Below are 26649 nucleotides of genomic sequence, written 5' to 3'. Positions count from 1 at the left end.
ATTTTGAATGGGATGAATAGCTGGAATAATCTGTTGTGGCCATTCATGGTGCTCGGAGATCAGAGTAAATATACACTTCCAATCGGTTTGAAAACGTTGTTAACTCCTTATGGCAATAACTATGACCTATTGATCGTGGGTTCCTTCTTCTCCATCGTTCCAATTTTCATACTGTTTATTGCCTTCCAGAAATATTTCATAGACGGTATGACTGCAGGTGCTGTTAAAGGGTAGTAAAAATTAAGACGAAACGGGTGATAAGATGGAAATCCAACAACGAGCGTTACACGACATTCAACCATTAATTGAACAGAGGGCTGATCCTTTTATTTACCGACATTCGGATGGTTATTATTACTTCGTAGCATCCGTTCCGGAGTATGATCGGATTGAAATCCGTAGAGCTCAGAACCTTGAAGAGCTTGTTACGTCTACTCCTGTAGTGATCTGGAGAAAGCGCGAGACTGGTATCCTTAGTGCCAATATTTGGGCACCCGAACTGCATTTTATTGATAACAAATGGTACGTGTATTTCGCTGCAGCACATACGACAGAAACAAATGAAGGCTTGTTCGACCATCGGATGTACGTGCTAGAGAATGAAAATGTCAATCCGCTCCAAGGCAGTTGGATGGAAAGAGGGCAGGTTCGTACCGAATGGGAAAGCTTCGCCCTCGATGCCACTACCTTTGAGCATAACGGCAGCCGTTATTACGTATGGGCACAAAAGGATCCGAATATTGAAGGTAACTCTAATCTGTATATATCTAAAATGAGCAATCCATGGACGCTGACTGGGCCGCAAACGATGATTTCGCTGCCGGAATATGACTGGGAGATCATTGGTTATAAAGTGAACGAAGGCGCGGCATTTCTTCGCAAGGGTAATCGGGTATTCCTCTCTTACTCGGCTAGCGCCACCGATTACAATTATTGCATGGGTCTACTTGAAGCCGACGCGGATGCTGATTTGCTCGATGCCACCTCATGGCGCAAGTCGCAAACAGCGGTTCTCTCGACAGATGAGAGCATATCAATGTATGGTCCCGGTCATAATTCCTTTACTGTCTCAGAGGACGAAGAAGAGACGCTATTTGTGTTTCACGCAAGAACGTACAAGAACATTATAGGAGATCCGCTGTACGATCCGAATCGCCATACATTTGTGACAGAGCTTTTGTGGACGGCTGACGGCAGACCCGATTTCCGCAGCTCTGTTGAAGCACTTGCACGTTCTTTACAATGAACGAGTGTCCCAACAAGGTTGGTTGATGGATTTGAGTTCGTTTAACCAACTTGCCAAGAGAGACAATAAGAACATCGAAGGCACCCTCTGTGTGCCTTCAATTTCGCTCTAAAGATAATACGCCGAACCGTATCATAAGGGCAGGATAGTTTAACAAATAAGTCGAAGAGTTGAGTGGGACTAACCTTGCTTAAAGAGGAAAGAGATAACGTTAAATTATAAAAATGTTGTTACGAAATGCTTAGGCTATTGCTGTTATTAAATACTTTATACATAAAAGAGCTATATGGAAAGAAGAGGGCGAGGTTCCGCCACACGTTGCATTTGGCAATATACTGAATCCGTATTTAATCAACCTACTTAAATTAACCATGAATTAACCAAAAGTGAGGAAAAAATACTTGTGATAATTTTGAGATTTATCAAACATGGAAGAAGTCGCAATCTTAGGACGATAGCTCTATTGTGCAACTATGTTAGTTACCTACAAATTTGTCGAGGGACAAGAACATGGTCCCATTGAAGTTGCTATTTTAGCGGCTTTTTTATATTATCGGTACAAGTTCTTGTCCCAAGCTAAGGACAAGAACTTGTACCGATTACCGTATTGGACAAGAACATGTTCCTATTGCCGATTAGACGTATATCTAAGCGGCGTCTGGCCCTTCAATACATTAAACTAACGGGCAGGATAGTTTAATGTATTGTGTTCAAGTAATTCGAAAACCTAGTATTGTAAGATCAATACGGCTCGCGATGCTTATAAAATTTTCTCCATTGCCATCACATCTACAAATTTCCCTTCTAAAACGCCTTGGTTTTGAAATACACCTACTTCTCGGTATCCGGCTTTGTGATATAGGCTCTGACCAAGCATAATAATGGAAAGGTGAAAAGAACAAACTTATAGAAGTTATTCTGCTTACCGATTTCCTCTAATCTCTGAAGCAACTGTTTTCCGACCCCTTTGCCACGATGATCACGATGAATATAAATGGAGAGGTCACCGACACCGTCATACGCGCTTCTTGAGCTATACGAATTGATAGAAGCCCATCCGACCACTTGATCATTCTGTTCGGCTATGAGTACCGAGTAACGACCCTGGTGCTTGTTAAACCAATCAGATATGTAAGCTTCATCTTTAATATCTGTTTCTAACGTGGCAATGCGGTCTTCAATACCTTGGTTATAGATAGTTAGAATGTTTCCCAGATCCAATTCAGCAGCTTGACGCAGAATTACCATGTTGATCACTCCTACGATTTGTTTTTGTATAAGTTTATATATCACAATGTTATTTGAAATGGGAACGGGGATAGAAAAATAAAATAAACATTTGCATTTTGCAAGTAATAAAGGTATAACTATAACAAGAGGTGAGGTAATTGGAAAACAACGTAAGAGAGATGTTTCAGATCATGACACGACGTTTTGGATTATTGGATAAAAACTGTTGCACCGCAGGAGGGCTGGATATTTCGCTTGTTCAAAGTCATATCATTTATGAAATTGATCGTAAGCATAATCCATCCATTCAACAAGTGGCAGATGCACTATCCATTGACATCACGACGTTTAGCCGCCAGGTTCAAAGTCTCGTTAAGCTGGGTTTGGTTCAAAAAACGCCCTTACCTGAAGATCGACGGATTTACATATTGTCCTTGACTACACAAGGTAAGTTTGTTGCTACGGTCATTGATGAGCAGATGAATGATTATTTAAAAGAAGTCTTTTCGCATATGTCTGAGTTTGAACGGGATATGGTCATCAACGCCGTCAAACTACTAAACGAAAGTATGGCGAAATCCAGCGTATGCTGTACACCACTGGGATAATACTTATCCCATTTATTTAATATAATACTTGCAAAGTGCAACTAATTATATGGAGGAAACTAAGATGATTAAACATATCCCTGTGCACCAAGTGAGCTGCTGCGAAGCACTAGTACAAGAGAAGGGCAAAATACCTGTTGCAATCATTGGAGCTGGACCGGTTGGTCTTGCGGCAGCAGCACAACTCATTTTAAAAGGTGAGCCTTTTATGTTGTTTGAAGCTGGAGATGAAGTAGGGGCAAACATTCGAAAATGGGAACATGTACGACTGTTCTCGCCATGGCAGTATAACATCGATAAAGCTGCTAAAGAGTTGCTACTAAAGTCGAATTGGGTTGCTCCACAAAACGAAACGATCCCAACGGGTAAGGATATTATTGAGCATTATCTAAAACCTTTGGCTGCTCTACCTGAATTAAGTCAAAATGTGCATTTGAATACGAAAGTTACTGCGATCAGTCGAAAAGGGTTAAGTAAAGTGAAAACAAATGGGCGTGAGAAACTACCGTTTGTACTTCATGTTGAACAAAATGGATCTTCGTTTATTTATGAGGCGCGGGCTGTTATCGATGCTTCTGGGACATGGTCCAATCCTAACCCGCTTCGTTCAGACGGTATATTTTCAGAAGAGGAAAAAGCGCTTAAAAGTCACATTTCATACGGTATCCCTGCTGTATTAGGAAAAGAGAAAAATCGATTTAGCGGCAAGAATGTACTTGTTGTAGGAAGCGGACATTCTGCAATCAACACGTTACTCGAACTTGCCGAGCTACAAAAAGAAGAGTCGAGAACTGAAATCGTTTGGGCTATTCGCAAGGCAAATATTGAGGATGTTTATGGCGGACGCGAATTAGATGGGCTTCAGGCAAGGGGAGAACTGGGTACTCGTATTCAAAAAGTGGTTGAATCCGGTACCGTAAAGGTCCTGACAGCATTTCATATTGAGAAGCTTCAAAAACAAGGTGAACAAATCCAGGTTTCCGGAACTATTAAAGATGAACAAGTGGTTATTAATCACATCGATGAAATTGTAGGTAACACAGGTTCTCGCCCTGACTTATCGATGGTGCGAGAAATACGGGTATTAACGGACCCAAGCTTAGAATGTGTTTATGAACTTGCACCATTAATTGACCCCAATGTACACAGCTGCGGTACAGTTCGACCACATGGCGAAAAAGAACTACGCCAACCTGAAAAGGACTTTTATATCGTAGGTGCCAAAAGCTATGGAAGAGCGCCAACCTTCCTTATGGCAACGGGATATGAGCAAGTCAGATCCATTGTAGCAGCACTAGTGGGAGATATGGATTCAGCGCAAAAAGTAGAATTAGAACTATCGGAGACGGGGGTTTGTAGTCTTGGAGCTAGTGGTACGGACAACTGCTGTGAACCGGTTCAAGTGAAAGAAACATCTTCGGATTGTTGCTCACCTTCAAAAACGGAAAAGGCAGGTTCAAATTCTTGCTGCGGTTAAATCAAGAATCAGAGCTACTGCATCCGAATCGTGATGCAGTAGCTTTTTATAGAAGGAGGGAGAAAATTGAAAAACATGATTTATGATTGCATCGTTATTGGTGGTGGTCAATCTGGTTTGGCAGCAGCCTATTACTTACAGGAAGCTAATCGGAACTTTATCATCCTTGAAAAAAGTGAAGAGCATCTAGGATCATGGGCAAATTACTATGATAGCTTAACGTTGTTCTCGCCTGCACCGTATTCCTCATTGCCAGGACTCCGATTTCCAGGCGATACAAATGTTTATCCACACAGAAATGAGGTTGTTCAATACTTAAAGTCTTATGCAGCTACATACAATTTTCCAATACACTCAGGGCAAGATGTAATCAGAGTGGATAAGGAAAGTAATATCTATACAGTCCACACCTCAAGCGGAGAACAGTTTCGTACACGGTCCATCATTTGTGCAAGCGGGGCATTCGTAAATCCTCATATTCCAGACATTCCTGGCATGCATCAATTTAAGGGGGAAATGCTTCATGCTAAGGACTACCGAAATGAGAAAGAGTTTAAAAACAAACGGATCATTGTTGTGGGAGGTGGCAATTCGGCGGTACAAATAGCGGTTGAACTTGCTCGGACGGCGCATGTAACGATTGCATCCAGAAGCCCGATCAAATTCAAGCCGCAGGTCATTGCAGGGAAAGATATTCACTTTTGGCTAACTATACTTAGGCTTGATCAATCCAATTGGGGCAAACGATTATTGCAAAAAAGCAGTGACGGTGTCCTTGATACCGGTATATATAAAAATGCTATTGATCGAGGTAAGCCGGATGCCAAACTGATGTTTAAAGCTTTTACGGAAAATGGGGTAGTGTGGGTAGATGAGACTCGTGAGAATGTGGATACCGTTATTTTTGCCACAGGGTATATTCCGAATTTCGAATATCTTAGTGGATTGAACATTCTTGACTCATCAGGTGTACCTTTAAAACAAAGCGATGAAAGAATTCATTTTGTAGGTATACCGTGGCAGACCTCATTTGCTTCGGCGACGATTCGAGGCTCAGGGAAAGATGCGAAAAAAGTTGTACAATCGCTTGTGAAAAGAATGTGAGCTGTCGATTCTTAGAAGGATGTTATAATTAGTTTATAACTATTCTTGAGGTGACTATAATGAAGGGCACACTTTTGTATACCGCAGATGCAATCTTAGAGCAATGGCATGTAAAGGTGTATCAGCATAATGAATTATTAGATCAAGGTGGAGTCATTGCGTATCAAACGAAAGATATAGTTAAGATGAAAGCTGGTCATTATTTTATGAAGTCAAAATGTGAATTTTTAGTTCGAGAGTAAAGTCGGTAATCTTTATTGCCGACTTTTTTGGTGCACTAAATCTCCTTATATTCGTTATTTCTTATATAAGTGATTTATTATATACTTATATCATTAAATGAAGCTGACAAGAATAATCACAGGGGGGTGTACGTATGGAGCAAAGCATTCAGGAAATGGCTGAGGCGTATAAGTTATTAGCTGATAAAACTCGTTTGACCATCATTGCGCTACTTCAGGAACAGGAACTTTGTGTATGTGATATCACAGACATTATTGGCATGTCACAACCAAACGCCAGTCAGCATCTTCGAAAACTAAAGGCAGCCGGTCTCCTTAATGAGAAGAAAAAAGGACAGTGGGTGTACTACTCTCTGAATCCAGATGCAGAGGCATATGTTCAGTGTGTGTATCCGTATCTGCCATCCATGAAAGATAAAATAGCAGGATTGAAAAACTGCTGCGGTCCTCAGGAGGAAGCATGACCATTATCGCGATTTTAATCTTTTTGCTGACACTGACTTTTGTGATCTGGCAACCCAAGGGACTTAATATTGGATGGTCAGCGTCAGCTGGAGCTGTCCTTGCTCTTCTTTTTGGAGTTGTGAGTCTATCCGATGTAGGTACGGTCACAGGAATTGTATGGAACGCCACGCTTGCTTTCGTAGCTATTATCTTAATTTCGCTAATCTTAGATGAAATCGGATTTTTTGAATGGGCTGCACTGCACATGGCAAGGCTGGCAAGAGGTAATGGCAAGCTGATGTTCGTTTATGTGGTGCTGCTTGGAGCAGCAGTGGCAGCGTTCTTTGCAAATGACGGTGCCGCACTGATATTAACACCCATTGTGCTTGCCATGGTCCGAGCGCTCAAATTTGATCAAAAGATGATTTTACCTTTTATCATCGCAAGTGGTTTTATTGCAGATACAACTTCACTTCCGCTCGTCGTTAGTAACCTCGTCAATATCGTTTCTGCGGATTACTTCGGTATTGGTTTTGTGGAGTATGCAAGTCGTATGATTGTTCCGAATTTCTTTTCAATATTAGCGAGTCTTCTGGTCTTATTCTTGTTCTTTAGAAAGAGTATTCCAGGCAACTACGAAGTCAGTCAGCTCAAAAAACCAGCTGAAGCGATCAAGGACAAGAAACTGTTCAACGTATCTTGGGTGATTTTAGCCGTGCTACTGGTGGCGTACTTGATGAGCGAGTTCATTCAAGTTCCGGTGTCTGTTATCGCTGGGGTTATAGCCATCTTGTTTATTTTAGCTGCAAGGCGGAGTCACGCTATTCAAACCTGGAAGCTCATTAAAGGGGCTCCATGGGCAGTCGTGATTTTCTCTATTGGTATGTACGTCGTCGTTTATGGACTGCGAAATGTGGGATTGACGGATGAACTTGGTAAGGTAATTCAAGCTATTGCCGACCAGGGACTCTACATCTCCACACTTGGCATGGGCTTTCTAGCTGCCGTATTGTCATCGGTTATGAACAATATGCCGACGGTGATGATTGATGCGCTTGCTATTGACGGAACCAGCACGGAAGGTGTCATTCGGGAATCGCTGATTTACGCCAATATTATCGGCAGTGACTTGGGTCCCAAAATTACACCGATCGGATCGCTCGCCACACTTTTGTGGCTACATGTACTGTCCCGTAAGGATGTAAAAATCACATGGGGAAGTTATTTCAAAATTGGAATTGTGCTCACTATCCCAACGCTCTTTATCACGTTAACAGGACTGTATCTGTGGATATACCTGATCCATTCAACAAATATAAACGTTTGGTTAATAATTGCCGTAATGACAGTAGCATTGGTTGTTATTGCTATGGTCATAAAAACGTTGGCTAATTCAAAAATGAGGGAAGCCAAAATACAAGTAAACCATATCAAGGATAAAGGAGATCAATAATCATGAACAACAAACCACTTGTTTACTTTTTGTGTACAGGAAACTCTTGCAGAAGCCAAATCGCCGATGGATTTTTAAAGGCACTTGGTAGTGACAAATATGAGGTGAGAAGTGCTGGATTAGAGGCGCATGGCTTAAATCCTCGTGCTGTTCAAACGATGAAAGAAGCTGGAATCGATATTTCGAATCATACATCGGATGTGATTGATCCTGAGATTTTAAAACAAGCAGACTACATCATCACGCTTTGTGGTCATGCTAACGATAATTGTCCCGTTGTACGTAATGACAAAGCTGAAAGATGGCACTGGGGCTTCGATGATCCAGCCAAGGCGACAGGTACAGAGGAAGAAATCACAGCTACATTCGCTGAGGTTCGTGATTCAATTAAAGCTCGTATCGAGCAATTCTTGAAAGAAGATAAGTAAAATGGATTACGCCGAAAAGAAATACCATGCACTTATCGCTGAACGAGTTTTTATGGGCGGAGCTGCTGACGTAAAGGCAATGGTTCTTAACGAAGGTATAGAAGTCGTGGTGGATCTTCGAGAAGAAGCAACAGAGTGCGCGTATCCAACAGATCATGTGAAGTGGGTAAAGGTTCCGCTTGATGACGATACGAAAGAACATGAAGCCGAGCTTTTCAAACAAGCCATTCATGAGGTTGTTGGAGCATATAATGCTGGCAAGAAGGTCGCCTTTCATTGTGGTGGAGGCAAGGGTAGAACGGGAACTGTTGCAGCTGGCACTCTGTTAGAGCTAGGGTTAGCCAATACAATAGAGGATGCTGAACTGAAGGCAAAAGGCATTAGAAGTATCATTAATATTAAGCCAATTCAAAAGGAATTATTAAATGAAATATTCTTAAATAAGGCTTTTAATCGTTACGCTAACGGGAAGCAATAGCATAATAAAACTAAGAAAGCAGCTGATCAATGTGATCGGCTGCTTTTCTTCAACTAACGCCAGCGATTGTCAGGATTGAGTAGGCTGGCAACTGCAGGACCAATGTCGTCAGGTACAACCACACGATGACCAATGGTGTAAAGGTGAATAAACAAATATTACTAGTAAGATAGCGTTGTGCAACTGATTATATTATGATCATAGGAGGAAATAAATTACAACTTGGTATGTAGAACAAACACTGGCAATTAAACTAGTCCGTTCTTCAGAAAGGATTGAATATGAAACCATTTATTTACTTGATTACCAAAGAAAACCTTACATTGAGAGAATACGTAGTTATGTGAAAATATATAAAGAACGCTTGGCTACACATAGTTCAATAATATAGAAGAAGAGTCGGAGCAAGAAACTAAAAAATATTGTTCGGAAATAGGTTCCTATTTCAATCCAGATCGAGATGATCCTGCTGATTTTGCGGAGAGGGCTCGCGACTTCGGTTTTGATTACTGGCAAACCTTAAATCTGATGAAGTACAACACCTATATGATGACTTTAGCCACACTATATCAGGTATGGGAGCAGCAAGTTCGAGAATTATCTTTTGAGGAAATTACTCGACATCATCATTTTGTAGATAAAAAAGGTATGAAGCTGGAATTCAAAAATTTTTGTACCACATTTGGAGAAATAAAAAACCTTTTTTTGAACAGCGATTGGCAACCGACTTCTGTAACATCCTGGGATACAATTAACGAGCTCCAATTAGTTCAAAATGTGATTAAACATGGGGATGGGGCCGCGGCTGATCAGTTAAAAAGTATTCAACCTGGTTATTTTAAAGAAGTTAATGGGACGTTGATTATGGATCTATATAATAGCACGCTCAATGAATACGGCAATAGATCGGTACCGAGAAGCTTTAGTCAAGTTTTGGGAGGAAATACCGGAAAGACATATGTACAAAATACGAGTTTTGTGAAACAGTACTTAAGAAGTTAAAGAACCGCTAATGATTTTATAATATCCTCATTACGGTTCTGCTGTTTTTTAACTTAATCCCACACAACTTCTGTTCCTGCTATAAAATCATGTATTGCACGACGATCCTCTCGCATTCCAACCATAAACGCGCTCACAATAATTCCAATACCTAGCGTCAATACGTACACAAGTCCAGCAACTAAAACTCGCATTAACATTGTAGTTATTTTAGGCGATTCTTGAGTGTCATACATTTGAATTCGAATTCCACAAATCCGCTTACCAATCGTTCGTCCATACCAGTAAACAGGTAATAAAATTGAATATAACGCACTCAATATTTTAGCAACTGGCTCATCTGAATCATAATTTCCAGTAAGTGCACCGGCAATAATAACTAATGGAATTCCAATAATAAGTCCATCCAAGAAACTTGCGGCAAGCCTAATCCAAAAACCTGATTTATACAAAAATGATTCCTCCAAACTATTTTGTCATACCTTGATGCGCGATTATTTATATTATACAAGAAATATATACCATTTGGTTCATATTATTCATTTTTATCTCCTAAGTATCTCCCTTTCTACTTTGTGAAATTATTAACAATAATAATGGATGCGATTAATACGTTTAGACTCCACCTTTTCATATAAGCCCTTCCCTTCTACAACTTCCAAAATAAAGAAATAGCCATATTTTAAATATGGCCTAGTAGTATAATTATCCTGCTCTTACAATGGATCAATGAAAAGCTTTCCAGAATGAACCATCTGTATTAATAATAGTCATAATCTGACTAAATGGGATCGTAAATGTCGGGAATCCCGCAGCATATGGTGCAATATCATAAGGGTTGAAATACAGATGCAATGCATCTGCTGTAACAAAAAAAGGCTGGTCCGCACTTATTCCGGTGTACGTATCTGGAAAAACATACGAATACTGCGGATCATTTTTGATCTGATCCCCTACAATTTGGCTTAATACCTTCACATAGTCACTGCCCGGCTTAAACAGATCCTTCAATTCATAGAGCTGGCCGTCGGATAGATTAATAATGGCATACACCATCGTTGGCATCCCGTGTGCGGCTCCTGCTGGATAGTTATAACCCGTCAACTGCAGTTGAAGCAATTGCTTCTGATAGAAAGTTATATCAAAATCACCGGTATAGGTATAGTCCAGTTGCTGATCTGCAGGAACCGGTTTTACTTGGGAAAGTTCTTTCAGCTTAGCATTAAGCTTACCCTGCTCTGTCTGATTGGCTAATCCGTCAACCTGCGGATAATAAACGAGATAATCCCGGTTGGGTTTATACTTCTCCTCACGCACCTGATAAGGCGGATGTAACGGTACGATCGTATTCTGTTGCCAAATCATCTGTCCAGCCCGGTTCACATAGGATAAACGTTGATCCACAAACACTTTAATCAGATCCGGAGCCACAACTTCCATCGACCCTGCCCCTGTTACACGAGGATATCCTGGAGCCGGTCTGCCGCTCAAATCCAGAAGATACGTCTGATTTCCGTCTGATGCGGATGCGAGACCGTGTTTGTAGTTTTCCACATTACGATAGATGAACTCCGTTAGTATTCTGCCATTCAATTCAGCGAGTGCATACACCGAGCCGATATACGGCTGTTCTGGATTAATGGCCTTCCCGAGTGCGTACCTGTGCTCCCCAAGCTCCCGAATATCGTTATAGGCGGGTTGAATCACAAATGATCCCTGCATATTAATGACACCATAGTTCGATTTGTAATCCTCTGCCGTATTAACAATAGCCTGCCCATCGTTAAAAGCAAATGCGGAAGTAAACTTGGGCTGAATACGAATATTGCCCCTTTCATCAATGTATCCGTATTTGCCAGAGGATTCTTTTTGAAAAGCAAGCAAACCATCTCCTAACGGCCCTACATAGGCATAAGGGTACGTTGCAAGACGATTTCCGTGCCGATCAATAAGGGCGTATTCCTGATCTTTAATCTGCACAACGGCTTTGCCCTGCTGAAAATCATTTGCTGAAGTGAATTGCGCTCGGATTACTTCATTTCCCGAAGCATCCAGGTATCCATACAAGCTAGGTGAGCCATTCGTCTGATTTGGGTTTTCATCATAAAACATGGCTCTGCCTTCATGCATATCTGCGATAAACGGATAAGCTCGCTTAGTCAGCACGGTACCTTGCTCATTAATCATTTTAAACCCTTGAGAATCAATGGCCATGGCCCGTTCTTCGGAAAAAGAGTTAATCGAATCATACACTGGCTGAACTACATACTGCCCTTGAAGATTGATGACACCGGCACGACCCTTCTTTACGACAACTGCCAACCCGTTAGGTTGAAACGCCTGAGCCTCTTCCAGCACCGGCTCCAGGAGGATATGTCCCTGTGCATCCATATAACCCCAGCGCGTTCCACTTGTTGTTCGGACAGAGACGGGATATAACCATGTCGTCAGTCTGAGATCTGTACCTGCAGTTGCAGTCATCGCCTGCTTTATTTTTTTCTCCAGTTCAAGCAAGTTCTCTCTTGAAGGATACGCTTCCGGAAAGCTTAGTGCTTTCTGGACTGAAATGAGTGCCGCGGGATATGACCCAGCATGAAACTGAGCATCCGCAAGATAGTACCAATAAAACACATAGTCGGGATAATGTTGCGTTAACTGCTCATAATACTGCACGACTTTTGGAAAGTAGGCTCGGTATGCATCCGTTGCTGGGACCCACTGACTCTGCTGCCATCGAATAATCTCCACTCGATAAGCTTCACCAGTGTCATGAATCCACAATGCTATTTCAACCTTCCCATCTCGGCCATTCACGCCAGGTATATCTACAATCTCGGCATAGCTGTAATACAAATCGTCCGGGGCAATGTCCGTAAGGCCGGATTCGGTCCATTCATACACAGCAAGTTTTGACCAAATGGCTCCGATCTGCCAGCCTACAATCAGATTATTTCTTGCCGTTGAAGTTACAGGCGCTGCTGTCAGCAACTTAACGCCATAACCCAGCCCTTTTGTCAGAGCCATTTTAATCCAATGTCCTTGAATGAACTTTAATATAAGCAGATACAGCTCGCTATTCAATTGGTAAACAGCAGAAATTTCAGGCATGCCATCACCTGTAAGATCAGCCGCATACACTGCCGGATGTTGAATTGGCTTATCAATGGTAATGATCGTTGCCCCCGCTGGAATATGTTGATTTACGATTTGCAGTAATAGCGGTTCACTCATCGACATTTCCGCTTCCTCCCTTATGACCGCATTCGCCTAATGGTATGCAGCATAACTCGGGATATGACATGAAAGTGTATTGTGACACCTCTACTTCATCGTATCACTCTTCTAAATTCACCTTCTGTGCATTGATTAAAAGACTGCTTATCAAATCACTTTTACTCACATGAACAACAAAAAAATTGCAGAGGCTCAGCTGCCCTGCAATTTTTTCAGATTATTTCTATCTAATTAGGACTAAAACCAGCAAAAATTACTTCATACCTTACTTTCGTATAATAATTAATCCTGTTTCATCATTATTAAAATCAGGCATACGTTAAACAAGTTAACTAGAGAGATCAAGTTTGTGATTGTACACTAAGCTGAACATATTGACTCAGTCGACAATATTGATTCAAGAGCTGTTCTTCTTGTCCTTCGCCTAATGCCACTTTGCGCCCTGCTTCTAGAACACCGCTGACCAATTCATGCAGGAAGTGCATCTGCATTCGCTGCGCGTTGGTATCCAATTGCTCAAGCAGTTGCGTATCTCGAATCGAAAATTGAGATAACCCCCGAAGAAGTAATTCCTCACACCAATCAGATAACTGCTGGATCAATCCATTATCTTCTTCCAAAACGTCCCATCCTTCCACTACTGGAATCCAGCTTCAAGCTTAGCAACGTCTGGCCCTTTAGAAAACTGATTGGACTGATACGTTTGGTTTCTATTCGTACAAATGCATAAAAATGTTCAAGTTTTTGAGAACCAAATCCTGATTCCAGTCTGTTAATCATAGACTGCCAATCCGATGAGTAAGGAAGTGTGAGAGGCAATCGTGCCCCCTCTGTATCCTCAACTATAAGGATCAGATCCTGCGTTTGTTTGTTGAAGCTATGCTCTGTAATGCGAGCAACCTCAATTAATGCCAACCGTTCTTTTGGTTCAGTGAATAGATCGATAGAATCAGGCTCGCGTTGAAGTGCAGCAGGTATGTCTATCAGGTACTCTCCAAAATGAACCCCGGTCACGCCGGTTCGTGGTAAAATAGTTAACTTCGCCCCATCACCTGAAGAAATTCGTCGTTCTTCATTCACTTTAACCGACTGAAACTGAACTTCTTCTCCCGTAAATTGACTAAATGTCAAACTTGGCAACCAAGGGGTAAACGCTGCATAATGCTCGGCATACGAGAATTGTTGATCCTCATAATACACCGCACGTACATCACTGTACGTATAGATCTGCCCATCATCAAAGCAATAGAAATAATACGTAATTCCGCGAAATCCTGACCGTGTCTCCCAAGAGTCTGCGCCTAGCCCATAGAGATGCAGTGAAGGCACGGTAAAGTACTTACTTCGGAAGCTGCCAACCAGCTGACTTTGCTGCCTAACAGGAATCTCCCCTTGTTCAAGCACTTCTAGCGCGAGATACAACTTGCTTATACGATCCAGCATCGTCTGCATAGAGAAACGTACATGACGTTTGAAAAAAAGCTGGAGCTCTCCCTGAATGCCGCGTAAACTACGTTCAATCTCTGGAAGGTTACCACTATGTGCAGCAATGGCCAGCGTCTCCAGTTGCGCATTATATGACTGAGGAAGTCTGGCAAGCCCTGTCTTAAGCATACCTCCCAACATGTCGCGACACTCCTGAATCGTTTGAAGCGAGAATTTCGGCTCGTATGCGCGGACACTCAAAGCGTCCGTATCATCCACCCCATGATACAAACGGTATCTCAGCAAAGCTTCAAGCTTGGCCATTTTTCCCGCGGTCTGCTTTAACTTGCATAAAGCTTTGGTCAGCTGAGGTTCTTCTGTGAAGGATACCTCTATATTCTGACTTTTAAAATGTACGGTGAGCAGCGTGTCTTCCATGATTTGAATGTCTTCAGGATAACGTAAACGAAAAACCACCTCTTCAACCATCGTCGAAGTATATGATTTCAGGATGGGAGTAAGATCGGCTTCAAGCATCCAGCGAAAACGGACATTTGTCTCCGGCGAATGAGATTGCAAACCGTAATCTGGCTTGTCTGACTCGTTAACCTGATGAAACTTATCCTGCACCGCGAGCTTATACTCTTTGGCAGTGTCAGGATCTACAAAATCAGCTGAAGACAATTTTACATCCAAAAGTGACGGCGAAGAGGCAGGAACGTCTTCTAAAGGCTTCGCGACTTCCACAATATCTTCACCCGTAACACTGTTTTCAGTTATCTGCTGACGCTGGTCATACAGAATTGCAATCAACACATGCTTGCAGATATTCTCTGATGGACAAGAACACTGCCAATCATCCAGCGTAGCATGGAGGGTACACTCGATACCCTCACTTAGCTGACAGCTCACCGAAGCTGTATTCCAGGTGTACTGTACTTGTACACCTTGATCCAGCTCTTTAAGTGCCCTTTTGTATAGCCCCTTGTTCGCATAACGAATGAGATAATCCTCTGTGCACAATTTGGAAAAGTGCCTGAATTTCTGCTTGAATTCATTGAAATCGTTCATAACCACGAAATCAGCGCCCCGTTGCTCTCAAAATATCATAGAGAGTCTCACTGAATACTCGGCCTGAAATTTGGCCTAAAGGAATGGATTTGTTATCTGCATAATAATAGTGCTGTCTCTTGCCATTTGGTTTGAAGAAATGTAACGATTCCAGCGTCACGTCGTCCATCCCTTCATAATACGTAATACTTGTACCGCTGAACCGAAGTTCAGCAACAATCTCTCCGTACTCTTTGTAAAACTCGTTGAACCAGCCGCCATCTTGCGCAGGACCTTTAATCCATCCGTATTTCTCCAATGCTTTCGGGAGAGCTGTTGGTGAAAATTCCTCTTCTGGAAGACGATCATATTCTGTCTTGGCCCGATCTTCATCCTCAATCAAATGGATTTGACGTTTCAATTGTTCGAACGGTTGTTTGACCTCATAATCCTCAAGCTGAGTAGCCCAACCCTCTAACGTATCCTGGTCGAGTTCAAGCGGATGTACAAGACCCACCTGAGCTCCTGATGGCAAATCCGTTTCATCCTCATCTACTGTATTAAATGTACCGTCCTCCATGTAACGGAATGTACGGACTAACTCGCCCTGCTCATAAACGCCCCAGATTAATCCAACGGCAAATTTCTGCATGATGACATTGTCTACAAATAGGGAAGTCCATTCCTCAGCGGTCCATAAACGCTGTTTGGATAAAAACTCTTCCAAGCGTGCAGTCTGAATCGTAACCATCGTTTTCAGATCTTTCTTCAACTGGGTGAAACGTGCCTTGGATTCTGCGGCGAGCTCAGGGTCATCCTTCTGTGCCGGAGCAGGCAAACTTTTAACGGCTTTACCCGTTTCTTCGTTTACAACAACAACCTGTAGATCGGCATTAACTTTCACCTGGAAGGACCGCTCACCGTAACTAAGCTGTAACGTGCCTTTTTCATCAAAACCGAGGGAAGTGACTAAACGATCTTCAAGCTGCTCTGCAGTCAATCCCATATTCTCTGCTGCAAGCTGCAATGCTTCTTCGGCTGCGCCTTTCACTTGACGGTTCTTAACGCTGCGTTTAACCTTGTCAATCGCCATGAGTGCGGCAGGTTCTTTTAGAAATGCTAGTACTTTCACTGCTTCGGCCGCTATAGCCCCACGGCTATTCTCTGTCCATTCCTTAATCTGTGGGGTCAATATATGAACAATCTGAAGATCACCGAAAAGTGCGGAAACATACATAACCCACTTTTCCTTCGCAGGCGCACCATCCTGAATCCATAGCTGCAACAGTTCCTTTGAAAACCTGATAAGCGAAGCTTCGCTTACATATTCTCGCAGTTCATTTAACCGCTCATTCGGTCCAGACCCATGATCGATAGATTGCAGTAATACATATTGTTTGATCCGGTCATCCAAAGGCAAACCATCTGCTGATCGAATCAGAGCAGGCAGTTCCTTTAGAGGTAACCAGCTGATCCGGGACATCTTTTTCGCATCGGCCAGGTCAGCTAACGCTGCGTGCGAATATTCAGGGCTTAGATCAGCAGTGTCAAGCAGAATTTGAATCAGGTTTTTCCATTCGGTGGCTTTCTCACTTTGCAAGAGTTCAGTATATAATTCCTTACTGTTATCCAGACTGCGGATCGCCGTTAGCGCCATTTCTTTAATGGAAGCCTTTTTCTCCGCACGGTAGATCATCATATACAGTTCTTGATCCGGAACCCGATTGAACTCGGCCAAAGCCATACTGCTTGCCCGTTTAGAAGCATCCTGTAAACCTGCTTGAATAGCTGCTACCAATTGTTGCTTAGGCAGGGTAGATCTCTGCTCAAATGCAACTTCAAGCGTTAAAAGACGTGTATCCGTCGGCAGTTTTTTATACTGCTTTAATGCATACTCCAGGTTTTGCTGTAAAATACGGCGATACTCATCCTGCGGCATCGATTGATACGTATAATCTGTCATCCCATTCAGCGAAATCAGGCTAGTCAGCAGTTGTTCTCGTTTTACCTGAGGATCGTCACCATACGTATTCAAAATTTGCTCACCACTAAAAGCATAAGAATGATACATGTCCGAAACAATGTCCAGCGTCCATTCCGGATGAGTTAGCAAAATCGCAAAGCGGTGCATTGGCTCCGAATCAATGGGCAGGAAACTGATGCTAATGAGATTGTTAATCCGCTTCCGGTCCCGATTGACATGATTAAACAATCCACGGCTGTCCTTGTCTTCCCAATACTCTTCAAGGGTGTACTCACCACTTAAATATCTCGCAATGGCAAGACCTTGTCTCCCACCTTCGAGCGGTTGACGCAACACACGGAACACAGCCTCTTCAATTGTGTTTTCCGGTTGAATTCCATGGATGTCTTGATCCAACATCATTTTATGAAGACATAACTTCAGGAATGGTGCTCTGACAATCTCATATGCTCGTTTGGCGTGCTCAGGTTGGTTGGCAATTGCCGCCTTGATTATAATCCAAGACACGCGGTACGAATTCAATTCGAGTTGCGTCATTTCAATTAATTGATAGGGCTCGTTCAGCGGGATCAGCCCGGACAGCAGATCATCTTCGCTTCTTGAACGAGGATTCATACTAAGTAAATACTTGCGAACCTCCATCGGATAGAGCTCATGCAGGTGATGAATGACTTCGAGAAGAACCTTGCCAACGTCACTAACGTTATCCAGAAAGCGTTGCTTTCCTCCATTGATATTCGTCAGATACAAGACCGCACTGCTCAATAAAACCATCGTCTGATGGAATTCGGCATGCGAAACATGATGTTTCGCGGAGTAAGTGATTTCTGGATAATGCTTGGCAATCAATTCGCTGCGTTTCCGTTTCAGGAATTCCTCTTCCAGCAACTGTGACGAACTGTTTTGCTTGCCTTGAACGTTGCCTGCAACCAAAGGTTCAATCAAGCGGTACAGCTCTTGATGTAGCTTTGCCGCATCCTTAGCCATAACATGCTGGAACAGCTCGGGCAAGACGGAACTCATATCCTTGATCTCTTGCTTATTCGCAAATTCTACATCCGGTTGCACACACAAATGAACAAGCATCATGGCATCAATCACATCTCTGAAATTACCCTGACTGTCTGCTTTTTTGGAATCAAAAAGCCATTGTGCTCGCTTCACGCGCCTCTTAAGCTCGGAGAGGATTTCTTCTTCACCCGCATATTGCTTCATTTTCTTCAAACGAGATAACAAGGTTGCCATCCGATCCGAACTCTTGCTTTTCCCATTTAATCCGTAAGCCTCCGAATCATCACCGAGACATGCTGTGAATGCATTAACCCCCCAAGGGCTTCTACGGAAATAATTCGATTCCAAATGCATGGCAATAGCTCCGGCACGAAAAAAAATATCTCCATCTTCTTTTTTGCCAAGCTTGGACAGTGCTTCTACCGTTCGATAGACATAATGACTCGTTTTACCCATCATCTCAGGGAACTTTTCTGTTGCACCCATGACGTAATCAATAATTTCGGAGCTGCGATCCGTTGTAAGCGAGTAGTCATCTGAACAAATGGAAGCGAACTTTTCTACCAAACTCTCTACTGCACGGTCTGCGGTAAGCATGATTTTATTCCTCCTAAAAGTATGTTTAAGTGATAATTTCGCCGATCCATTCGGCAAGCTCGTTAGGTGTAATTGCTGCTACATGTGCCCCCATATTGGCTAGCGTCTGCGCAGCATGTTTGTTGTACACCGAATCTCCGTTGAAATCGAGAGCGGTGAGCACAAGCAGCTTGCATCCCGCATCGATAATATCCTTACAGGCTTGATACATCTGATTAATCGGATAACCTTCCTCCAGATCACTCACCAAAATGTAGATCGTTTTTCCAGGATTCTCAATCAGCGTTTCCCCATAACGCAGCGCTTTGGCGATATGGGTTCCTCCACCGAGCTGCACATTCATCAATACATCTACGGGGTCCTCAAGTCGGTCGCTTAGATCCACAACTTTGGTATCAAAGATGAACAGCTTTGTGCGTAGCGCATTCAATCGATAGAAAATACTCGCCATGACCGAACTGTAAATCACCGAATCCATCATGCTGCCGCTTTCATCCACACCGATAATGATGTTCCACTTATTGTGCTGCTCTATATTTCCGTCAAAATAAAGACGATCAATCACAAACCTTCGTTTGTGTTTATCATAATTTTTAAGATTACGAGTAATGGTTCGTTTAAAGTTCAGGTTGCGCAGGGATCGCACCGAACTGGATGCGTACCGACTGCGTTTCCCCATAATACTGGCCCGTGTATGAGACTCCAGCTTCCTGCGCAGATCTTCAACCACCGTGCGTACAATATCTTTTGCACTCCGAAGTACGTCACCTTTCATTCGCCCTTTGAACTGCAAGATGTTTTTGAGCAGGTTCATGTTAGGTTCAAGGGACTCCAGCAGTTTTTTATCCGTTAAGAGCTCCGTCAGTCCATAACGATCAAGCGCCTGCTTTTCCAAAATTTCGACCGTTGATTTGGGAAAAAGTTCTCTGACCTTGTGTAACCAATTGGGTACGGTAAGCTCAGATGAACCACGTCCGCCTTCTTTTCGGTAACCTTGCTCCTCACCGTATTCACGGTTATAGAGGTACCCCAGAATTTCGTCCAGTTCAACATACTGAAATTCACCCGTGTTATATTGATCCGATTCACACAGACCTTCCTCTGCAGATTCCCCCAAAATCAGGCGCCAACGGTTCAATGTTTCAACAGCACTTCGTTCTTCCGAGGAAGGCAACTCCGTCAACATTTCGTTCTGGCCGCGACGGGCATCATTCATATTAACTTCCATGCAGCAAACTCCTTTCGAAGCGCCTCATCCTGCGTCCTGTAACGAATGAGCAGCTGCTCATCCAGCGCAGGCATCAACATTTCATCCGACTTCACCTGGTGCAGATTCGCCACACGCTCGGCAATCAGATTCGTTTCCATTGGTGTAAAATAAGTGAAAGCCAGACGTAGTTCTGGAATCATAGCAATAAAATCATCATAGGATAACTGCTCAATTAACCCGTTTAGTTCATGTAACAGTTGGTCCTCATATAGGAAGGCATCTCGCGCTACGGTAAACACACCTTGTAAAAATAAAGCCGTTTGACGCGTCTGTTCCGGCGTTCCACGGATATACCCGCGGGCTCGCTCCACGATCTCTTCTCTAGATCGATCACCAAGTCCCGAAGCAATAGCGATACACACTCCTTCGAGCTGAGCAGGAAGCTTCGAATCCGACAAAAGCTCGTGCAAATGGTTTCGAAAAGCCGTATCCTGGAATTGCTCTTCGGCAGACTCGGCCAGCATCGCAAGTAGCTTTAATCCCTGAATAATACCTTCATGCTCGTCCGCATTCGTTCTCGAAAGCTGTTGCAGCTTGTCCACCGCGTTACGGTAAGCTTCAGACACTAACTCAGGAAGATGTGGGTCATCCGATAGTCCTAACAGCCGGCGATGCTGATGAATCCGATTCAGAATCGTTAAGCTGTTGCATAGTGACAGAAAATGTCCATCTGTCCGCAGAGCAGCACGAACCTGGGTGTACAACTGCATGGCTGTCTCCTGAAGTCCCATTAACAGTGCCTGGAGCATTTTTTGAGCAAGCTCACCGCTGTGATGGTCAGGAATATCTCGCATCTGCTCTTCCATCTTTCGAGTAGCAGCTGTAGCAAGCGTTCCACCGTATAAAGAATTTTCAATAAGCCGCGCTTCAATCCGTGAGGAATACATGTATTCCCACGTTTCACGAACCAGATTCATATCACGTTGTGCGATCCAATCCGGCCCTGCCTGCCGCTTCGCGAACTCGGGAACCAGATAAGAGATGCATTGAAACAACTGACTAATCAAGCGATGTTCCGGTTTAGCATACAGATCAAGCACCTTTTTATGCTGACCCGTTGTTCGAATCTGAAGCTTGAATTCCGTGCAACGCGCTTTAAAATCTTCAACGATAGGAATATGAAAAGCATTAGGTGCAACGCTCCCGATGACGTCTCCGGTCAACAGAAGCTGCAGTTCCTGAAGCGGTTTGTCGGTGGCAAGTGTAAGCTCTCCTTTGACAAATGAAGAGAGGGCCGCATCCATCAGCTCATACACTCCGCCTTCCTGCTTGCCGCGAAGTTCTGCCAGACCTTGAATCATACTATAAGCCTCAATCGCATCACTTGTGGAAACATGTTCCTCCCGGTCTCGCAGCTTGCGCATCAATCTGGATAACACGTTCAGTGTAGTTACACGGTAAGGAGAACGTGAAGTATGGACTAGTTGATCCCAGATTTGATCGTAAAAATAAACATAAGGCATACCGCTGGCATAGCCATTCAATCGATCAGCTTCCGCAAATGTATACACCATCGGATACACCTGTTCATGAACATTACCTGAATCTGATGTATCGTGCTGAGTCGAATTGCCGTTGGGTTCCTTTTTCTGGACAGTGGAAGAATTCACTAAACCAAAAGTATGAAAACCTCCCGTAATTACGAGCACACGCTGATACTGCTCTTCAGCTTCCTTGATTCGTTTCGCCATATGGGCTTCTCTGACCAAATCACCACTTGCGATCAGGCGCTCCGGGGTGTAACACATTCGAGATAATGTACAATACGTGAAAACATCCTGCACAAAGGCAGAGGTCGGTTTCTGTAGCCCCCCGATCTCAAACACCTTTTCCCATAGTTCATCAAAACTGCGGCAGTTTGTTTTCTCACATAAACGGTTAATAAAATCTGAACTGGCAAGCAGTGTTTCGTCCTGAACGGAGATTTCTTTTTGCTCTTTTTTCGAAGGACTCCCCGTGTTTCTGGATACTTGCCGATAATCCAAATCTATAAATTGTGCCGGAATGCCAAGCCGGTGTGCTTCCTTCAGCGCAACATATTCGGGTGAATACCGGAGCATCGGATAATAACAGGCTTCTCTTCCGTACTCATCTTCATAGGTATAATAGAGACTGACCGGAGGCAAGGTCGCTTCATCCGTTAGCACAGGTATCAGAGGATTACCGCTTTCTGGCCCCTCAATCAAAATGATATCGGGTTTGTACTCCCCGATGACATGCAGCAGATGATGAGAACAAGCTGGACTATGATGCCGTATTGGAAAATAAACCGTTCCGTTGTTTAAGTTATATACACTTGTATCGAATAAGGATTGAAGCTGATTCAAATCCGTAACATCCGATAAACCAGCAGCGTCAGTGGGCTCCACTTGGTCTAACCGATCCATTTTCTTTCCTCATAATAATTTTTCCAAATCTCCTCTTCGGCAGAGCGCGCTTTAACAATTTTGGAAAAATAGTTTTTGAGAATGCTTAGGTCCTTGTCGTTTTCCTTTGCAATGGTTCCCAGCATATTTTGTACCAACCGATCCAGCGCAATAGATTTCCCCTCGTAATAGTACGATGTCATTGCGCTCTGTACATATACGGACACGGCTTCTGCAGTACTCATAGACGCTTGAGGTGTATCGAGCTTGTACCCTTCGCGAGACATGCCTGTTCGCAGTTCCATAAATGTAGTTGCCAGCAACTCCACCACGTCGGTTTGAATTTCGGTATCAATTCCACTATGTAATAACAGGTTTCTCGCCTGAGATTCAATGATTTTGGCTTCCATCTTTACATTCTGGATCGGTCTGATCGTTTCAAAATTAAAACGTCGCTTGAGTGCGCCGCTCATCTCATTTACACCTTTATCCCGAATGTTGGCCGTAGCAATGACGTTAAATCCCGGTTTGGCAAAAAGCACACCCTCGTCAAGTTCTGGAATGCTCATCACTTTATCGCTCAAAATACTGATCAAGCTGTCTTGTGCTTCGGCCGGACAACGTGTAATTTCCTCAAAGCGCGTTAAAATACCTTTTTTCATGCCGTTGTATAAAGGGGAAGGCACGAGAGCTGCTTCAGAAGGCCCTTTGTCCAAAAGCATCGCATAATTCCAGGAATATTTGATCATATCCTCCGTTGTTCCAGCCGTACCTTGTATTGTATTCAAACTAGTTCCCGAGATCGCTGCCGTAAGCAACTCACTGAGCATTGTTTTGGCTGTACCGGGCTCACCCACAAGCATCAACCCGCGATTCCCTGCAAGGGTAACAACTGCACGCTCAATCAACACATCATTCCCGTAAAATTTACGTGTAATGGTGATCTTCTCTCCATCCAGCATCGCTGGCTTATCTCGACCAATAATAAAATCCCGCACATTAGCTGGAGATAATAACCAGTTGGGCGGACGATGACCCTGATCCTCCTGTTGTAACGCCCGTAACTCAGCCTCGTATAATGTCTCGGCAGGCGGTTTAAGCATCTCTATCATCAAGATGTCTCCTCTCATATATACAGATCGTATGTTCCTATTCTCATCATTCTATCATAGCCGTAAGCTATGAAGTCTGAAAACGGGCAAAAATGGTTGAAACGTCCTTCTTACCTGCACTTTTGACTAAGTCCAAGGACTTACATCACCGCACAAATGTGAATCCTCTCTCCTGATCTACATCTAGAATAGAGTAATTTCTCATTCTTTCCTTCGGAATATCGCTTAGGCATATAGTTCTACATATCAACACTAACGTCCAGACTTCATAGAGAAGGCACTACAATCTTATAAACAATCCAACATCTCTTCTAATCACTGCTTAAAAAGAAAAGAATAAAAAAACACAGGACTGTGCGTCCTGTGCTTCATCCGTCCGCATAATTGGTGGCAAATTGTCTCTCATTTCATACAATTAGCTGGCTAAAGCCATAAACAAAAAGCCGCTAGATTAGCGACTAATTAAAAGAATATGATCCTGTCTGTAGACGCTACATTCTCCGTCCGCACGAAGACGAGTACAGCTCGTACCATTCATACCGTGTCAGTTCAACCTGAGCCGCATCACGGCAAGCGAGAATCCGCTCCGGACGAATCGAACCGATCACCGGCTGAATTCCGGCTGGATGTTTCATTAACCAAGCCAGTACAATGGCTTCACTCGTGACACCACGCTCTTGAGCAATACGAGCCACCAGTTCGGCTGTAGCTTCAATCTCGGGACGCTGACCTTCGATCGCCCTGCCTGTAAATCTTCCCTGTGCGAGAGGACCCCAAGCTTGCAGCTGGATACGCTCTGCCTGACAGTACTCCATCGTACCGTATGGGAAAACATTTTCTTTCGCTTGCGCACGGTTCACGGTTACGCCAGCTTCTACAAAACCGATTTTATCAAGACTCATCTCCAGTTGATTCACGATGAATGGCATAGGACTGTACATCTGAAGCAAACGAATCTGTTCAGAACCCATATTGGATACCCCGAAGTGCCTTACTTTTCCAGCCTGATGAAGTTTAGCCAGTGCTTCTCCGATCTCCTGCGGGTGGGCAAGCGGGTCGGGACGATGAAGCAACAAAATATCCAGGTACTCTGTGCCGAGCCGGGATAAAATCCCGTCAACACTTTTTATAATATGTGCCCCTGAAGTATCATAACGCTGCGGCCCCTCATCATCCCCTACCAGCCGAATTCCGCATTTGGATTGGATAATGATCTGCTCCCGTAGTCCGTGCCTTTCGGATAAAATCCGCCCAAATACATGCTCCGCTTTCCCACGTGTATAGATGTCCGCCAGGTCAAAATGATTGATTCCAATCTCCAGTGCTGCTTCGACTGCTTGGCGGCCTTCAACCACCAAATCCTCAGTAATGGGGGCTCCATCCCAATCTCCTCCAAAGCGCATACACCCCAGAACAATAGGACTCGCGGAAATCTGATAATCATGTAAAGGCAACTGTCTATATGACATTTCCATGCTCCCTCGTTTTTTTTTTTTTGCAAACGTATTCTTGACTCTCTTGTCTTCTTGAGTCCAACACGATATTCCTGCATCGCTCGCATTTTTATCATGCAAAACAAGGTTTCGAACCTTTACATATGGAATAATTACAAAGTGACATATCTTATTGCTATAGGAGAGGAGATTACACACTTGAATCCGAATGCATCTAATGAGACGAATGAGAGCAACGAGACCTCTAGCCCAGATTTTTTCACAGCATCATTTACTCAAAATCCTTATCCGGTATATGAAAAATTAAGAAAAGATGACCCCGTCTTCAAAGTCATGTTTCCGAGTGGAGAGTTTGGCTGGATCATCTCTCGATATGAGGACGCTGTTCAGATTTTGAAAGATCCCCGCTTCAGCAAAGACATAGTCAAACGATACGGGACAGAGGGCAAGAGTATTTTTTCAAAAAATATGCTGTTCTCCGATCCACCTGATCACCGTCGTTTGCGGGGGTTGGTACAAAAAGCCTTCACTCCCAAACTTGTCGCAGATATGAGAAGTCATATCCAGAGCATTGCGGATGACCTGCTCGGCAAGTTGCCTTCGCAAGAAAAGATGAATCTCATCGATGACTTTGCTTTTCCGCTTCCTATTATTGTGATTAGTGAAATTCTCGGCGTGCCGCTAGAGGATCGTGATCAATTCCGCATGTGGTCCAACACGGTTATTGAGGCTTCCACCGGAAAAAATGAAGAACTATTTCAACAACATGAACGGGAGTTCATCGAATATTTGACCGATTGGTTCGCCAAAGTACGTAAAGACCCCGGTCAGGACCTGATTAGCCAGCTTGTTATTGCCGAAGAATCCGGGGAGCAGTTGACCGAAAAAGAATTGCTTGGTGTGATCTCACTGCTTATTATTGCTGGACATGAAACCACTGTAAATCTTATTGGAAACGGTATTCTGGCTCTGCTTGAGCATCCGGAACAACGAGATTTGTTAATTCGGGAGCCTGAACTGATCCATCAAGCCATCGAAGAGATGCTGAGATATAACGGCCCAGTTGAGTTCAGCACCTCACGCTGGGCTTCGGAGGATATGGAGTTCCGTGGGCAGCAGATTACCAAAGGTGAACTTGTGGTTGTGGCGCTGGATTCAGCGAATCGTGATGAAGAGCAATTCAAAGACCCGGATGTGTTCGATATCACACGTGAGAAAAGTGCGCACCTCGCTTTTGGCAAAGGTATTCATCTCTGTCTCGGTGCACCGCTGGCCCGACTTGAAGGCGAAATTGCCGTGAGTACGCTGATCAATCGCTTTCCTAACATGAAGTTACAAAAAGATGTGGATACACTGGAATGGAGACCGGGCATGGTCGTTCGCGGCATCAAGGAAATTCCGGTTCTACTGAAATGAGCAGTTTCTTATTCGTGG

20 protein-coding genes and 2 pseudogenes are annotated in these 26649 nt (G+C 43.5%); 12 read left to right on the top strand and 10 right to left on the bottom strand.

All coding sequences use genetic code 11. The annotated features are described in order from the left end of the window. A pseudogene (locus ABIE27_RS10405) lies at positions 1–234 on the top strand (arabinose transporter permease); the annotation flags it as partial. A gap of 28 nt (positions 235–262) precedes the next feature. Next, positions 263–1246 (top strand): glycoside hydrolase family 43 protein, encoded by a 984-nt coding sequence (locus ABIE27_RS10400; RefSeq protein WP_123066409.1) that lies wholly within the window; start codon positions 263–265, stop codon positions 1244–1246. A 760-nt stretch (positions 1247–2006) separates the two neighbouring features. Here the strand turns inward: ABIE27_RS10400 and ABIE27_RS10395 are convergent. After that, positions 2007–2500 (bottom strand): annotated as a pseudogene (locus ABIE27_RS10395) (arsinothricin resistance N-acetyltransferase ArsN1 family A). 167 nt (positions 2501–2667) lie between these two features. Between ABIE27_RS10395 and ABIE27_RS10390 the strand changes: the two are divergent. The 9 genes from ABIE27_RS10390 to ABIE27_RS10350 all read left to right on the top strand — a co-directional run bounded on the left by ABIE27_RS10390 (position 2668) and on the right by ABIE27_RS10350 (position 9712). After that, a complete protein-coding gene (locus tag ABIE27_RS10390) occupies positions 2668–3084 on the top strand; it encodes a MarR family winged helix-turn-helix transcriptional regulator (protein ID WP_260871138.1) in 417 nt (138 codons plus the stop codon). Positions 3085–3148: 64 nt separating this feature from the next. Beyond that, entirely contained in the window at positions 3149–4561 is a 1413-nt protein-coding gene (locus ABIE27_RS10385) for an NAD(P)-binding domain-containing protein (protein WP_240037137.1), read from the top strand. 75 nt (positions 4562–4636) lie between these two features. Then, positions 4637–5665, top strand: coding sequence for a flavin-containing monooxygenase (locus ABIE27_RS10380; protein ID WP_240037148.1), 1029 nt, complete (start codon positions 4637–4639; stop codon positions 5663–5665). A gap of 59 nt (positions 5666–5724) precedes the next feature. Next, the gene (locus ABIE27_RS10375; RefSeq protein WP_123066412.1) at positions 5725–5907 is read left to right on the top strand and encodes a hypothetical protein; all 183 of its coding nucleotides are present in this window, start codon (positions 5725–5727) and stop codon (positions 5905–5907) included. Between the two features lie 134 nt (positions 5908–6041). Further along, the gene (locus ABIE27_RS10370) at positions 6042–6371 is read left to right on the top strand and encodes an ArsR/SmtB family transcription factor (RefSeq protein ID WP_123066413.1); all 330 of its coding nucleotides are present in this window, start codon (positions 6042–6044) and stop codon (positions 6369–6371) included. Beyond that, positions 6368–7804 carry an arsenic transporter gene (locus ABIE27_RS10365; protein WP_123066414.1) on the top strand — a complete coding sequence of 479 codons (1437 nt, stop codon included), beginning with the start codon at positions 6368–6370 and terminating at the stop codon, positions 7802–7804. The genes ABIE27_RS10370 and ABIE27_RS10365 overlap by 4 nt, the downstream gene beginning before the upstream one ends. 2 nt (positions 7805–7806) lie before the next feature. Next, positions 7807–8232, top strand: coding sequence for an arsenate reductase (thioredoxin) (arsC, locus tag ABIE27_RS10360; RefSeq protein ID WP_192895148.1), 426 nt, complete (start codon positions 7807–7809; stop codon positions 8230–8232). A 1-nt stretch (position 8233) separates the two neighbouring features. Beyond that, complete coding sequence (locus ABIE27_RS10355; RefSeq protein WP_123066416.1) at positions 8234–8710, top strand: protein-tyrosine phosphatase family protein; 477 nt, start codon at positions 8234–8236, stop codon at positions 8708–8710. A 549-nt stretch (positions 8711–9259) separates the two neighbouring features. Next, complete coding sequence (locus tag ABIE27_RS10350; RefSeq protein WP_429350496.1) at positions 9260–9712, top strand: hypothetical protein; 453 nt, start codon at positions 9260–9262, stop codon at positions 9710–9712. Between the two features lie 53 nt (positions 9713–9765). Here the strand turns inward: ABIE27_RS10350 and ABIE27_RS10345 are convergent, their stop codons facing one another. From ABIE27_RS10345 to ABIE27_RS10305, 9 genes are all read right to left on the bottom strand, one after another. Further along, positions 9766–10164: an RDD family protein gene (locus tag ABIE27_RS10345; RefSeq protein ID WP_123066449.1), complete on the bottom strand. Its 399-nt coding sequence runs from the start codon at positions 10162–10164 to the stop codon at positions 9766–9768. 274 nt (positions 10165–10438) lie between these two features. Next, positions 10439–12949 (bottom strand): WG repeat-containing protein, encoded by a 2511-nt coding sequence (locus ABIE27_RS10340; protein ID WP_429350495.1) that lies wholly within the window; start codon positions 12947–12949, stop codon positions 10439–10441. A gap of 338 nt (positions 12950–13287) precedes the next feature. Further along, positions 13288–13566: a hypothetical protein gene (locus ABIE27_RS10335; RefSeq protein ID WP_123066451.1), complete on the bottom strand. Its 279-nt coding sequence runs from the start codon at positions 13564–13566 to the stop codon at positions 13288–13290. After that, positions 13553–15442 carry a hypothetical protein gene (locus ABIE27_RS10330; protein ID WP_429350494.1) on the bottom strand — a complete coding sequence of 630 codons (1890 nt, stop codon included), beginning with the start codon at positions 15440–15442 and terminating at the stop codon, positions 13553–13555. Before ABIE27_RS10330 ends, ABIE27_RS10335 begins: the two co-directional genes overlap by 14 nt. 10 nt (positions 15443–15452) lie before the next feature. Then, positions 15453–19013 (bottom strand): DUF4132 domain-containing protein, encoded by a 3561-nt coding sequence (locus tag ABIE27_RS10325; protein ID WP_429350493.1) that lies wholly within the window; start codon positions 19011–19013, stop codon positions 15453–15455. Positions 19014–19038: 25 nt separating this feature from the next. Continuing rightward, positions 19039–20199 carry a VWA domain-containing protein gene (locus tag ABIE27_RS10320; protein ID WP_429350510.1) on the bottom strand — a complete coding sequence of 387 codons (1161 nt, stop codon included), beginning with the start codon at positions 20197–20199 and terminating at the stop codon, positions 19039–19041. A gap of 26 nt (positions 20200–20225) precedes the next feature. Then, a complete protein-coding gene (locus tag ABIE27_RS10315; RefSeq protein ID WP_429350492.1) occupies positions 20226–22670 on the bottom strand; it encodes a DUF5682 family protein in 2445 nt (814 codons plus the stop codon). Continuing rightward, positions 22658–23758 (bottom strand): ATP-binding protein, encoded by a 1101-nt coding sequence (locus ABIE27_RS10310; protein WP_429350509.1) that lies wholly within the window; start codon positions 23756–23758, stop codon positions 22658–22660. Before ABIE27_RS10310 ends, ABIE27_RS10315 begins: the two co-directional genes overlap by 13 nt. A gap of 494 nt (positions 23759–24252) precedes the next feature. Then, complete coding sequence (locus ABIE27_RS10305; RefSeq protein ID WP_123066456.1) at positions 24253–25230, bottom strand: aldo/keto reductase; 978 nt, start codon at positions 25228–25230, stop codon at positions 24253–24255. Positions 25231–25413: 183 nt separating this feature from the next. Here ABIE27_RS10305 and ABIE27_RS10300 point away from each other — a divergent pair, with 183 nt between their 5' ends. Next, positions 25414–26631 (top strand): cytochrome P450 family protein, encoded by a 1218-nt coding sequence (locus ABIE27_RS10300; protein ID WP_240037139.1) that lies wholly within the window; start codon positions 25414–25416, stop codon positions 26629–26631. Positions 26632–26649 lie beyond the last annotated feature (18 nt).

The sequence above is a fragment of the Paenibacillus sp. 4624 genome (assembly GCF_050435065.1).
GTDB classification, from domain to species: domain Bacteria; phylum Bacillota; class Bacilli; order Paenibacillales; family Paenibacillaceae; genus Paenibacillus; species Paenibacillus amylolyticus_D.
This window is presented reverse-complemented; position numbering and strand designations above follow the sequence as displayed.

Bases quoted from the DNA above. Each gene is read 5' to 3' on its own strand.
- ABIE27_RS10400 (WP_123066409.1), top strand. From the start codon at position 263: ATGGAAATCCAACAACGAGCGTTACACGACATTCAACCATTAATTGAA.
- ABIE27_RS10325 (WP_429350493.1), bottom strand. From the start codon at position 19,013: ATGCTTACCGCAGACCGTGCAGTAGAGAGTTTGGTAGAAAAGTTCGCT.
- ABIE27_RS10350 (WP_429350496.1), top strand. From the start codon at position 9,260: ATGACTTTAGCCACACTATATCAGGTATGGGAGCAGCAAGTTCGAGAA.
- ABIE27_RS10365 (WP_123066414.1), top strand. From the start codon at position 6,368: ATGACCATTATCGCGATTTTAATCTTTTTGCTGACACTGACTTTTGTG.
- ABIE27_RS10315 (WP_429350492.1), bottom strand. From the start codon at position 22,670: ATGGATCGGTTAGACCAAGTGGAGCCCACTGACGCTGCTGGTTTATCG.
- ABIE27_RS10390 (WP_260871138.1), top strand. From the start codon at position 2,668: ATGACACGACGTTTTGGATTATTGGATAAAAACTGTTGCACCGCAGGA.
- ABIE27_RS10370 (WP_123066413.1), top strand. From the start codon at position 6,042: ATGGAGCAAAGCATTCAGGAAATGGCTGAGGCGTATAAGTTATTAGCT.
- ABIE27_RS10385 (WP_240037137.1), top strand. From the start codon at position 3,149: ATGATTAAACATATCCCTGTGCACCAAGTGAGCTGCTGCGAAGCACTA.
- ABIE27_RS10305 (WP_123066456.1), bottom strand. From the start codon at position 25,230: ATGTCATATAGACAGTTGCCTTTACATGATTATCAGATTTCCGCGAGT.
- ABIE27_RS10355 (WP_123066416.1), top strand. From the start codon at position 8,234: ATGGATTACGCCGAAAAGAAATACCATGCACTTATCGCTGAACGAGTT.
- ABIE27_RS10340 (WP_429350495.1), bottom strand. From the start codon at position 12,949: ATGTCGATGAGTGAACCGCTATTACTGCAAATCGTAAATCAACATATT.
- ABIE27_RS10375 (WP_123066412.1), top strand. From the start codon at position 5,725: ATGAAGGGCACACTTTTGTATACCGCAGATGCAATCTTAGAGCAATGG.
- arsC (WP_192895148.1), top strand. From the start codon at position 7,807: ATGAACAACAAACCACTTGTTTACTTTTTGTGTACAGGAAACTCTTGC.
- ABIE27_RS10330 (WP_429350494.1), bottom strand. From the start codon at position 15,442: ATGAACGATTTCAATGAATTCAAGCAGAAATTCAGGCACTTTTCCAAA.
- ABIE27_RS10380 (WP_240037148.1), top strand. From the start codon at position 4,637: ATGATTTATGATTGCATCGTTATTGGTGGTGGTCAATCTGGTTTGGCA.
- ABIE27_RS10320 (WP_429350510.1), bottom strand. From the start codon at position 20,199: ATGTTGACGGAGTTGCCTTCCTCGGAAGAACGAAGTGCTGTTGAAACA.